The following is a 12,819-nucleotide window of genomic DNA, read 5'->3' as shown; positions in this document are numbered from 1 at the left end:
GGATTCAAAGATGCAGAATGGACATAGCCATCATCCCTGGATGACTGAGGAGCTATCGGCGACTCGTGAGCAGGCTCGCCGCTTCGCAGAGAAAGAGGTGGCGCCTCGGGTAGAGTCCTGGAGAGAGGTAGGCCACAGCGACCCACAGGTATGGAAACAACTCGCCGACCTCGGGCTGCTACTCCCTGAGCTGCCGGAAGAGTATGGCGGCTCTGGCGGCTCGCTGGCCTACCAGTTGGTGGTGCAGGAAGAGCTGGCGCGCGTTGAGGCGGGGCTCGGCATCGTGACGGTGCACTCCATTGCCGCACACTACATCTTGAACTACGGCACAGATGAGCAGAAGCAGCGCTGGCTCCCTCGTTTGGCCAGCGGAGAGCTGCTGGCCGCTATCGCCATGTCCGAGCCTGGAGCAGGAAGCGATCTGCAAGGCGTTCGGACGCGAGCAACACGAGAGGGTGAGGAGTACGTGATCAATGGCTCCAAGATTTTCATATCTGGCGGTTACAACGCCGGGTTGATCATCGTGGTCTGCAAGACCGATCTGACCCAGGGAGCCAAAGGCATCTCGTTGATCGTTGTCGAAACGAAGGCGCTGGCAGGTTTCAAGGTGGGCCGGTTGCTCAACAAGATCGGACTAAAGGCCTCCGATACGGCGGAGCTGTTCTTCGATGAAGTCCGGGTTCCGGCGGGTAATCTCCTAGGCGGTGTGGAGGGCCGTGGTTTCTATCAACTGATGCAGGAGCTGCCATTTGAACGGATGCAAATTGCTGCGGGAGCCGTTGCGGTGGTGGAGCGTGCGGTAGAGCTCACGGTTCAATACACCAAGGAGCGCAAAGCTTTTGGCCAAAGCATTTTCGACTTCCAGAACACTCGGATGAAACTGGCGGAATGCAAGACCTTAGCTCAGGTCATGCGCAGTTACATGAACGACTGCACCCAGCAACTGGTCGACGGCAAACTCAGCGTAGAAGCGGCTTGTATGGCCAAATGGTGGTGCACCGAGCAGCAATGCAAAGTGCTGGATGAGTGTTTGCAGTTCTTCGGTGGCTACGGCTTCATGCATGAACAGCCGATAGCCAGGTTCTATGCCGATTCTCGTGCGCAGAAAATCTATGGCGGGGCCAACGAAGTGATGAAGGAAGTGATCGCCAAATCGCTGTAAGCAGAGGCTGAGCCCTTCCCTCGCTTTAGAGGTGCCCTTTAGTCCAGTGCCAGGGCCTTCATCCAGATCTCACGGGCATTCACCTGGTAGGCAGTCATTCGCTCAATGAGCTGCTGCCGCTTTGCGCTGTTGAACATCTCATCTGGCAGCAATGGATCCAGGATGATCATGCGGATCACTCGACGCCCTTCAATCAGCGTATGCGCGGCAGCCTGCTCCAAGCTCATCGAGAGCAGTTGCCGTTCACTGGCTTCAAGGCGCTTCAGGCAATCGTCGTAGGATTGATCCAGTGCCTGGGTATCCCAGAGCGCCCATACAGCTCGCTCATCTCCTTGCGCAAGGCCAGTCACTCCTAGGACGGTGGCGGTCGGCGCAAGGCCCAGCAACATCAGCTCTTGCCTAACCTGCTGGACGCCGCCCTGGATATTGTCGGGGCGCACGCTCAGGCCATTAGGCAGTGACTTGAAACCACGTAGCTCCAGTGCTTTGGCATGGCGCTTCAGCGCAGCGCGGTCGGTACGCGATAAGTCCGAATCAAGCACGCCTACCCAATCACCTCTCCATGGGGCCATTTGCCGCTCCTTGTGGAGCCAGTTGCGGACATCCTGAAACAGGCTGTGCCCTGCTGGGTTCCAGGCATAGCAACCTCTGGATGGGGCGGTGACTTTGCCTTGTTGAACCAAACGCGTGAGAGCCACGCGCAGAGTCTGCTCTCCGATCCCCACAAAGCTGCCAGCTCGGCACAGCGCCGCTACAGGAAGCTCATGCGCTTCGTGTGAGGACAAAAGATCGAGGACGAGCTCATTAGCCGTAATGCTATCACTCAAAATATTGCTCTCTCATACGCTATTTGTATTTCAATGTAATATTACAAGAATTTGCGTACTGTTTGTCCTTATGAAACATGCCTTGCCTGGAGACCTGTATGAGCGATCAGCTCGTGATCACCGAAACTCATGAGAACGTGTGCACCATTATCCTCAACCGCCCAGAGCGGCGGAATGCTGTGGATCGAAAAACGGCGGATGCGCTGCGAGAGGCCTTTGAGCATTTCGAGTCTGATGCCAATTTGCGGGTAGCGGTGCTTTACGGCGCGGGGGGGAATTTTTGTGCCGGTGCCGATCTGAAAGCCATGAGCTCTCCTGATACTCGCAATGAGGTTGATGAGGTCGGTGCAGGCCCAGGGCCAATGGGGCCAACGCGTATGCATCTGAGCAAGCCGGTGATCGCGGCTGTATCAGGTTATGCAGTTGCTGGGGGGCTAGAGCTCGCTGCCTGGTGTGACATGCGAGTCATAGAGGAATCGGCAATCTTCGGCGTCTTCTGTCGCCGTTGGGGTGTCCCACTAATCGACGGTGGCACTGTTCGTTTACCTCGTCTCATTGGGCACGGACGAGCCATGGATCTCATTCTTACGGGGCGCCCGGTGGACGCCCAGGAAGCGCTGGCGATTGGTCTAGCCAATCGAGTCGTCGCGGACGGCCAAGCGCGTGAGGCGGCCGAGGCCCTGGCAAAAGAGATCGCCGCGTTCCCCCAGCAGTGCCTGGTTGCGGATCGCCAGTCTGCACATCGCCAATGGGATATTCCGCTGACCGACGCGCTTCGCGAAGAGGGGGCAGGCGGCTACCCAATCGTTTTCAAAGAAGCCATTCAAGGCGCAGGTCGCTTCTCTGAAGGAGCAGGGCGCCACGGCAGCTTCAAGAACTGAAATGCCTCATCGAACTGAATCGGAGGGAACAACAATGACAACAAGTTACCTTGATTTGATCAATCGCGGTGCACAGCACCATCGAGACAGAACGGCGATTGTGTTTGGTGATGCCACGTTGACCTTCACTGAGGTGGACGAGCTGAGCAGCCAGCTTGCACATGCATTGGCCTCGCTGGGAGCCAACAGAGGTTCCACTGTCGCACTGCTCATGAACAATGGGCTTTACAGCGTGCCGATGGATTTTGCGTGCGTGAAGGGCGGTATCAACAGGGTTCCGATCAACTCCCGGCTGTCACTTTCCGAGCATGTCCGAATGCTGATGGACACACACTGCCAGACCCTGGTATTCGCTCCTGATCTGATTGAGCGCGCCACCGCTCTGCAAGAGCAGATTCCCGGACTCGTCACTCATGGCTTGGGTGTTTCCATGGAGGGCGGCGTTGACCTTCTTGATGAGGCAAGTCGGCATAGCAAGAAATGCCCGAAAGTTGGCGTTCAGCCAACGGACTATGCAGTGACCCTTTTTACTTCCGGTACCACGGGAACTCTAAAAGCCGCTCAGCACACCCAGGCATCCTATGCGGCAGTTTGCCAGAATATCTTTCAGAATTTCATCGACATTGCCCCTGATGACTCAATGCTACATGCGGCCTCCCTGATTCATGCGAGCGGAGTATTTGTCCTGCCGTTCTGGCTGCGTGGCGCTCGTACTGTGATCATGCCTGGCTTCGACCCGCAGGCTTACTTGCAGCTCATCCAGAAGGAAAAAATCACGTCGGTGAACATGGTGCCGACCATGCTGCAAATGCTCTTGGATCACCCGTCTTTCCAGGGCGCGGATCTATCGTCGCTGCGTCACATCATCTACGGCGCCTCTCCGATGCCTCGACCAGTCATAGAGAAGGCCATTTCGCTGCTTGGGCAGCATCGGTTCTGGCAATACTTCGGACAGACCGAATTTCCCCTGGCGATTGCTGCCTTGCGACCTGAGGATCATGTACCCGAGCTGCTTGGTGCATGTGGTCGACCCTCGATAGATGTTGAAATTCGTTTGGTCGATGAGGCCGGGAATGATGTTCCTGACGGCAAAGAGGGGGAAATTGCCGTGCGTGGCCCCTCGATGATGGCCGGTTACTTCAATGCGCCCGCTCTTAACCAGGAGATGTTCTTCGGTGAAGGTTGGCTGCGTACTCGAGACGTGGGCATCTTCGATGAGCGAGGCTTTCTGCATCTTAAAGACCGCACCTCGGACATGATCATCTCCGGTGGCTACAACGTGTATCCGCGAGAGGTGGAGGACGTCCTTCTCGCTCACCCTGCAGTGGCGGAATGTGCTGTGGTAGGGCTAAAGGATCCCAAGTGGGTTGAAGTCGTAACGGCTGTTGTCGTGCTCAAACCGGGTCAAGTGAGCACGGAGTCTGAGCTGATCAACTTTGTCGCCGCCCAAGTGGCCTCCTACAAGAAGCCTCAGAAGGTCATCTTCGTCTCAGCGCTACCGAAGACGCTAATTGGCAAGATCAATCGGCGTATGCTCCGAGAGGAGCTAGCAGCTTCCTAGGGAAGGTCTGAAATAGGCCACCATTTCTGGCCGACTTCGGGCGCTATCGATTTTGAAAGAGTCCATCTGATCAGAAAATGCTCAGATTACCCGCTTGTTTCTCCGTCTCTGACCTCCGCACGCAGCCTGCGGAGGTCATTTTCCACATTACAGACGCACCTCTCCTGCACCCACCAACAAATATCGGCGTGCCATCCACAGGTTCGACAGAGCGAATAACGTCACCATCTGGACGGTGTTCTTCGCCAAGCCACGAAACCGCACCTTGGTGTAACCAAACTGGCGCTTGATCACCCGGAACGGGTGCTCAACCTTCGAGCGGGTCTGCGCTTTGGCTTTCTCGAGGCTGCGGTATGCCTTGTACAGTGCGCTTTTCTTGCCGTGCTTTTCGTACGTGCTGCGCCGAGCCGCGATCTGCCAGATTACCTGGCGCCCCTTATGCTCCTCGCGCTTCTCGACGCCCGTATAACCAGCGTCAGCCGCCACCATGTTCTCTTCGCCATGCAGCAGCTTGTCCACCTGGGTGACGTCCGCAACATTGGCGGCTGTGACATGGACGTGGTGCACCAACCCCGACTCCACATCGACCCCGATATGCGCCTTGGCACCGAAGTAGTACTGGTTGCCTTTCTTGGTCTGGTGCATTTCGGGGTCGCGCTTGCCTTCCTTGTTCTTGGTCGAACTGGGTGCATGAATCAGCGTGGCATCGACGATGGTGCCTTGACGCAAGGACAGGCCACGGTCGCCCAGGTAGCCATTGATGACACCGAGAATGCCGGCAGCCAGGTCATGCTTCTCCAGCAGTCGACGGAAATTGAGGATGGTCGTTTCGTCCGGGATACGCTCCAGGCTCAAGCCTGCGAATTGGCGCAGGATGGTCGTTTCATACAGGGCCTCTTCCATTGCAGGATCGCTGTAGCCGAACCAGTTTTGCATCAGGTGTACCCGCAGCATGGCCATCAACGGGTAGGCCGGCCGACCGCCTTCACCTTTGGGATAATGCGGCTCGATCAATGCCACCAACCCCTTCCATTCCAGGGCACAACCTGATCCATCTCGATCAGGAACAGCTCCTTGCGGGTCTGCTTACGTTTACCGGCGTATTCGGCGTCAGCGAAGGTCATCTGCTTCATTGAGAAACTCGGGCAACGGGATTGGCCTATTTCACCAGAAACGGGAGGTCTTCTTCAGACTTTCCCTAGGGATTGTACAGTCGTCGAGCGAAGGTCAGGCGACATGTGTTGAGCGGGTGGCGATCCTTTCTTACCAACCAAAGATTGGTCATGCTGCAAAAGCGGATTTTCCATTGATTGTGAGATTGACGGCGAGTTTTTGGCAGACTATCTAGCTATCGAATCATCTCACCAAAGAATCCCCTCTCTGCTATGGAAGGCAAGTGTCATGTCGTTTCGCTCGATTGCGGCTTTCATTATTTCGTCCCTGACAGTCTTGTGCGCGCCAGTCAATGCGAGTGAATGGCGTGTCGAAAACCTGCAGGCCTATATCGGCGACTACAACGCCGACGGGCAGGTCGATATCTATCTCAAGGCAGTGGATATCAGCGTACCCGGAGTACCCAGTCCCACTATCGAGAAGGCGCCATTCAGAAGCCGCATGCTCTTGCGTGAGGGTACCGGTTATATCGCCATTTATAAATTCGACGATGTTCGGCTCGCCAATACTGAATGGCAGCCCGCGCCTTATAAATTCGAGACAGTCGATGTCGATGGTGATCAATTACTCGATCTGATCATGCAGCCCAATGAGTCCAGCGGCGAGTTGCTGGTAGTCAGTGCCATCGAATCCAAACAAAGCATTATCTATCAAGGCACCGGACAGTCCATGGGTGCGGATATTGCTGCCAGCTCCGGAGCGAAGATCGAATTTCTCGGCATGAGCCGCAGCGGTAAATTGTCCATACGCATTACTCATCCGTTGCATGGAACCAGTACTCTGCTAGTTGATAGCAATACCGCTAGCAGTTCTACGCTTCTGGCCGCCAAGTCCTCAGCCAGCGCGAACATTGGTGAAGCCCCTGAAAATCATAAAGCTCTCAACCTGGCGTTACCCGAGGTCGGCGTAGGGCTGGGTGGCGACGCTCAGTACAGCTTTCCCATCGCTGTACCGGCTGGCATCAATGGCATGCAGCCCGCACTATCGGTGACTTACGTCGGTCTCGGAAGAAATGGTGTGCTGGGCCGCGGCTGGGAACTGGCAGGCCTGTCCAGCATTCAGCGTTGTGCTTCTACCATCGTTCAGGACGGTGCCAATGTCCCTGTGGCTCTGGCAGCGACAGACAAACTCTGTCTGGATGGCATGCACCTGAAGTTGGTATCTGGGCAATATCTGCAAGCGGGTAGCGTTTATCGAACCGAGCTGGATGGTTTCAATCGGATAACGTTGAAGGGCTCGGCCAATGCTCTGACCTTCGAGGTAAAAACCAAAGCTGGCGAAACCTTGCAGTATGGCGGCGGTGACGCGACGATCAGCAGCAAGGGCAAGGTCACCGAACATATCTGGGCGATAAAGTCCAGAACCGATGGTTTTGGCAATGCTGTGCAATACCGCTATGAGTCAGGCGCTAGCTCCGTCATCCCGACGCAAATCAGTTATTCCGATATCGTCGTGAATTTCGTTTATCAGGGCCAGCCTTACAACCTTCGCCAGTATCGCGGCGGCGGTTACAGTGAAACAGGTAAGGTCATCTCAGCGCTGGAAGTGCGCGCGGCAGGCACGCAGGCGATGCGTTATCAACTGAACTACAACTCGGCACTGGATAACCCGCTCTATAGCGTTCTTTCCAGCATACAAGCCTGCCGCTGGGGGAGTGAGGGTAAAGCCTGCCAGCAATCGGTTGCTTTCAGTTACCTGGCGCAAGCACTGCAATGGATGCCCAGCCTAAAAATCGCCCAGGATTTCTACGTGACTCGCACCATGGGGCCGAGTTTTGTGCCGGTGGACTGGGATGGTGATGGCGCAAAAGAATTTGCACGTACCTATTTTTCTATGGCCAAGAAGGTCGCGCGTATCGCTCTGATCAAATCGAATGGCTCCACTCTGACCGAGCAAGTGCTATTTGAGGGCAATCAATTTCCTGTTTCGCTAGGCCGTTTCGATTTCGATGGCGACGGTACCGAAGAACTCTATTACTTCAAGATAATCGCCTCGTCGAATAATAATGCAGTTAAGACACTGCGCTGGTTCGCGCTGACCAAAAATGGCGAGGTTCCCATTGGCGATGCCTGGCAAACCGATGGTAATGGTGTTATCACCAGTTATGCGCCGGGATTGTTCACGATTTCAATGATTTCAGGCAGCACCCTCGACGCCAATAATGATGGTAAAGATGATTTGTTGTTGCCGGTGAACGGCCAATGGAGCGTATTTTTAAATAGCGGTAATACGCAAACGCCGACCTTTACCAAGGTGAACTGGTTGCCGGGGTTCACTCTGGCACGATACCCCTGGTTGGTGCCCTTGGGGCTTGACCCGTCCGGCGGGGTGCAACTGATCACCCAGAAAGCCGGGGTGCTGCATGGTGCGGTATTGAAGAATGGTGTCGCACTCAGTGACAGCTCGCTGGTTTCGATGGGCGTCAACGCGGATCGTGCGGTCAGCGCCGATGTTAACGGCGATGGGCTGCTCGACTACGTGGTACAAGGGGCGAATACCACCTTGTCGGTATTGTTGAATACCGGTGCTTCGCCTTCCGGCTCGATGTTCCAGCGGGTAGACACGCCGTACTCGTCTGCCGAAGTGCTACCGTTCTATAGAATTCGCAGTGCTGCGGCAGACTATCCGGCCAAAGCACTGGATCACGATGGTGATGGCGCTCAGGAGATCATTTACCCCGGCCAGGACGCCCTGTTTTATTTGCTGCGTTTTACCGGTGCGACCTTTGAAAAGGTCGCGACCGGCATTCCAGTAAGCCGAGCGTTCTATTCCGATGTTTCCAAGCTCACCCCCTCTTGTCAGAAACAGGTCAATGAGTCCCGAGCCTTGATTGCCGATCATCGTCGGCGGGGTAACACGGCGACGGCCGACGCTTTGGAATTCCTGTTTTACGTAGGTACAGCCATCACCTGTGCCTACAACTATGAAGGCGTCAAGATCGACCCATTCGAGATGTTTCCCGCTGACTACACCGGCAAGGGCGTGGATGAAGTGCTTTTGGGAACACCGGTGGTCGAGGTTTCATATGGTACGACCAGGCTGGCCGGTCAGCAGTGGCAACATTTTGCGCAGGTTCGGCAGTATCCCGAACTACTCAGCAAAGTGGATAACGGGGCTGGCAACACTGTTGAAATCAACTATGGAAAACTGAACGACACCGCCATTCATACGCCGGCCACCAATGTTGCATTCCCCAATATGGCTGTGCGTTCGCCCAAACCTGTGGTCAGCAAACTGCTGATGGCCAATGGTGTGGGTGGCCAGACCATCCATGAATACAAATATCGCGGTGCACGCCTGAACCGATTGGGGCGTGGTTTTCTTGGCTTTGCTTCGATCGAAGCGAAAGATCTGGCTCGTAGCCAAACAAGAACTCGCACCCTGCGTCAGGACTTCCCGTTCATTGGTGCCGTTAGCAAGGATGAAACCCAGCAGGGCAGCCAGCTAATTTCACGCACTACACAGCAGTGGGAAAAGCTCGAACCAATTACGGGAAAAACCTATTACCCCTACGTTGCAGTCAGCACGCAGGAGCAATTTGAGGGTGGGGCGGTGGTGGCCGCCAGCCAGTCTACGCAAACGCTCGACGTTTACGGCAATGCTCAAAGCACCATTACACGTACGGCGGCGACCGTTGCAGGGCTAAGCACGCCTCTGCATACCGTTTCCAAGACGCGTAAGTTCAGCAACGATGAAAGCCAATGGCTGCTGGGCTTCGTGACGAGTGAAACCACACAAAGCAGCAGTGGCGGACAAAGTCGTTCGCGTACTCACACCTATACCGCCGTACCCGGGACGCTCGCTGTTGCCAGCGAAGTACGCTATGCCGGGGCTGGGGCCGTGCAGCTTTCGGTCAGTTATGGGCGTGATTCCGCCGGCCGTATCCTAAGCACCACTGAGACGACTGCTGGGCAGGAAGCACGAACCTCCAAACAGAGTGCATTCCAGGGGCCTTGGCCGACCTCGCAACAGAATGCCCTTGGGCATACGCAATCCACCACTTACGACCGTGTTACCGGCAACCCATTGACGGTAACGGACGCCAATGGGCTCATAACCACCTACAGCTACGACGCCTTTGGGCGTGAAACCCAGGTTAGCCGACCAGGTGGCGCCACCGAGCTAACGACCTACAGCCTATGTGGCGGGGCTGTGTCCTGCCCTGCCGGGGCGGTTGCTGCCATAAGAAAACGCACCGTTTCCGGCTCCGGTTTACAAGGTGCCCCAGAGCAATGGATCTATCTGGATCAGCTCGCTCGTGCAGTGCGCGAGCGTCACCAGGGATACGACGGCGGCTGGATCAATACCGACAGCCAATTCGACGGCCTGGGGCGTTTGATCAAACAGAGTGAGCCCTACAGTGGCACTACGCCGAACTATCTGCTGTCGACCTGGGATAACCGTGACCGACCTTTGACCCGGCAGCTCAGTGGCGGTGCAGCGCTGTCATTCAGTTACGGTTCGCGAACGGAAGGCGGTACCTGGCGGCAGTACACCCTGACCTATGAGGCAGGTGGCACCCAGAGTCGTACTGAGCGACGGGAAAGCAATGCCCTGGGGCAGTTGGCAGTCAGTGTCAATGCTGTGGGCAGCTCAGTCGCCACCAATGTTCGTTACCTCTACGACCCTGATGGCAACCTGGCTGCAACCCGCGTCAACGGAGCGCAAGCGACCGACGTGCTCATGACCTATGACGTGGCCGGTAACCGCATCTCGCTTCAGGATCCGAACAGTGGCCTGCAGACCATGAGCGTCGATGGGTTTGGCCAGATCGGCGAGGTGACCGCCAGCGATGGCAGCAAGATCCGCCAGCGCTACGACCGCTTGGGGCGTATGGTTCGCCGCTTGGATATCAATCCACAAGGGGTGACGGTCGATGAATCCATTTGGACATACGACGGTGACCCGAATGCCATTGGCTCCCTGAGCGGGATGGGTAAAGCCAATCAGAGCTTTATGCAGGTCTATGGATACGACAGTCTGGCCCGTTTGTCCCAGCGCCAAACCGATATCAAAGCCAATGGCCTGAGCCGCAGCTACACCGATACCTATAGCTACGACAGCTTCAATCGCCCCGTGCAGCTACTGGATGCCTCGGGTCTGCGTTTGCAGTACCGCTATAACGGTCATGGCTATGCCAGTGGTGAAAGCGATCTGGTCAGCGGGCAGTCCTTACGTACCATCAACAGCCAGAACGAACTGGGCCAGGTCACTCAGGTCACTTATGGCAATGGTGTAGTGAGTAAATACACCTATAAGCCCGGTGCTGGTTGGCTAACAGGCCTGCAAAGTACGGGCGCTTCCGGCTCACTGCAGAACCTGACCTACACCTACGGGCAGAACGGTGTACTGCTCGCTCGTGAGGATGCCCGAGGTTACAAAGAGGTATTCACCTACGACCCGCTGCAACGCTTGTTGAGCAGCACCCGAACCCTTGGAGGGCAGACACTCAAGGACGTCTATGCCTACGACGGCCTTGGTAATCTGCTGCAGAACCCGCGCAATAGCTCCTTGCAGTACGGTCAGTACGACAGTGCTGGGCAAACTACCTGTGCGAATGTCGGGGTCAGTAAGCCTGGGCCTCACGCTGTGTTACGCAGCTCGGCTGGTAGTTATTGCTATGACGCAAGGGGCAATCAGATCAGCGGCCCTGGCCGTCAGATCACCTATAGCCTGTACGACAAACCCTTGAAAATCATCGCGGGAGGTGATGTCAGCGAGTTCCAATACGACCCGCAGCGCAAGCGCTTCTTCCAGCAGAATGGCACCAGCACCACCTTCTATCTCGACGAAGGGCAGTTCGAGGAGGTGCTACAAGGCGGTTCTCTTGTGCAAAACCGCTATGTCGGCGACTACCTGCAATATCAGCGGAATCTTGCTGATGGCAAAGGCCGTTTCATCTACCAGCTAAGGGATCAACTGGGTTCGATCGACACCGTCGTCAATGCAAGCGGCACCCTCATCGAGCGCATGGCCTATGCCCCCTTCGGTGGCGTGCGGGGAGGGGACTGGTCAAATACCCCAGCTCTGATGCAAACCTCGAAGCGCGGCTTTACCGGCCACGAGCATCTGCCGGCCAGTGCGCTTATTCATATGAATGGCCGGATCTACGATCCAGGGTTGGGTCGTTTCCTGAGTGCCGATATCGTCTATCAGGACACGGCCAATGGGCAGGCGTTCAATCGGTATTCGTATGGATTTAACTCGCCGTTCAGTGGGGTGGATCCGACGGGGTATGCACAAGAGAGCATCAATGGAGGATTCTGGCGCGGGGTGGGAGGTGTGATCGGTAAAATATGGACATTGCCTAACACGATTACTGGACTTGCGTATGGAGGGATTGGCTATGTATTAGGAAATCTGGGTTACGCTATTGATTTGATAGATAATCGACCGACATGGAGCGTGGGAAACAATGCCATACAGTTTCATGATAATCCGCTCACGCTTTCCAGAACTGCGATTACGATTGGCAATACAATTTCTTATGGAAGAGGTATCGCTCCAGTCGACTATAATGCTTATGGAGACCGCAGTGTTCAGGTAGGGTTACATGAAAAAGCGCACACTCTTCAATATCAGGCGCTTGGACTGATGTTCTTACCCGCCTACTTAATTAGCGGCGGCTTTTCTGGGCCGACTGGAAATCCATTTGAGAGTGCTGCTCAAAACTACGCGAAGGGTGCGGGAGGTTGGTCGCCATGGTAAGAGTATTATTATTGCTATTTTTTCTTGCGATTCTTTCCGGGTGTGACCGATATTCGGGGCCACTTTTGCAGAATGGTTTTCCATTCGACGTAGAAGTGACCGTTATGTATGAAGATGGGTCAGAGTATTCTGAGGTCTGGCCACCATGTCGACGGGTTTTTATAGATGCCTCTGAAGTCGGTCTGTTAGGGATGGAAAGGAAAGACACTAGTGTTGATGAAATTCTTGTCAAGCACAAAGGTGATGTCGCTCTCCACTTCGATAAGGAGCAGATGGAGTCATTAGTGGCGCAAGCGAAGAAAAAGAATGGAATTTTGATCTGGCAATTCGATGCTGCTGGAATCAGTTTCATTAAGGCATCTGATGATAAGTGTCCAGCTAATCCAGACAAGCGCTGATTCATATGCACAAAAGTGAAAAGGTAACTGTGAAAAGGCGACACCCATTAGGGAAACTCTGAATTTAACTTCCAGAATCTGGTGAAATAGTCGGCCTGGCAGCCCCTGG

At 55.2% G+C, this 12,819-nt stretch carries 6 protein-coding genes and 1 pseudogene; 5 read left to right on the top strand and 2 right to left on the bottom strand.

Annotated elements, in window-relative coordinates:
* Window positions 1-10 precede the first annotated feature (10 nt).
* A complete protein-coding gene (locus PVE35_RS15690) occupies window positions 11-1,162 on the top strand; it encodes an acyl-CoA dehydrogenase family protein (protein ID WP_277372354.1) in 1,152 nt (383 codons plus the stop codon).
* A 38-nt stretch (window positions 1,163-1,200) separates the two neighbouring features.
* On the opposite strand, the gene PVE35_RS15685 is transcribed toward PVE35_RS15690, so the two are convergent.
* Window positions 1,201-1,989: a hypothetical protein gene (locus tag PVE35_RS15685; protein WP_277372353.1), complete on the bottom strand. Its 789-nt coding sequence runs from the start codon at window positions 1,987-1,989 to the stop codon at window positions 1,201-1,203.
* Between the two features lie 98 nt (window positions 1,990-2,087).
* Between PVE35_RS15685 and PVE35_RS15680 the strand changes: the two genes are divergently transcribed.
* Window positions 2,088-2,870 carry a crotonase/enoyl-CoA hydratase family protein gene (locus tag PVE35_RS15680; RefSeq protein WP_277372352.1) on the top strand — a complete coding sequence of 261 codons (783 nt, stop codon included), beginning with the start codon at window positions 2,088-2,090 and terminating at the stop codon, window positions 2,868-2,870.
* Window positions 2,871-2,904: 34 nt separating this feature from the next.
* On the top strand, window positions 2,905-4,431 hold the full coding sequence (locus tag PVE35_RS15675) for an AMP-binding protein (protein ID WP_277372351.1): 1,527 nt from the start codon (window positions 2,905-2,907) through the stop codon (window positions 4,429-4,431).
* A 147-nt stretch (window positions 4,432-4,578) separates the two neighbouring features.
* Here the strand turns inward: PVE35_RS15675 and PVE35_RS15670 are convergent.
* Window positions 4,579-5,564: pseudogene (locus tag PVE35_RS15670) on the bottom strand (IS5 family transposase).
* Window positions 5,565-5,832: 268 nt separating this feature from the next.
* Between PVE35_RS15670 and PVE35_RS15665 the strand changes: the two are divergent.
* Both PVE35_RS15665 and PVE35_RS15660 read left to right on the top strand, forming a co-directional pair.
* The gene (locus PVE35_RS15665) at window positions 5,833-12,312 is read left to right on the top strand and encodes an RHS repeat-associated core domain-containing protein (protein WP_277372350.1); all 6,480 of its coding nucleotides are present in this window, start codon (window positions 5,833-5,835) and stop codon (window positions 12,310-12,312) included.
* Complete coding sequence (locus tag PVE35_RS15660; protein WP_277372349.1) at window positions 12,306-12,710, top strand: hypothetical protein; 405 nt, start codon at window positions 12,306-12,308, stop codon at window positions 12,708-12,710. Before PVE35_RS15665 ends, PVE35_RS15660 begins: the two co-directional genes overlap by 7 nt.
* Window positions 12,711-12,819: the final 109 nt, after the last annotated feature.

This window comes from Pseudomonas sp. AA-38, assembly GCF_029457475.1.
Classification (GTDB): domain Bacteria; phylum Pseudomonadota; class Gammaproteobacteria; order Pseudomonadales; family Pseudomonadaceae; genus Aquipseudomonas.
This window is presented reverse-complemented; position numbering and strand designations above follow the sequence as displayed.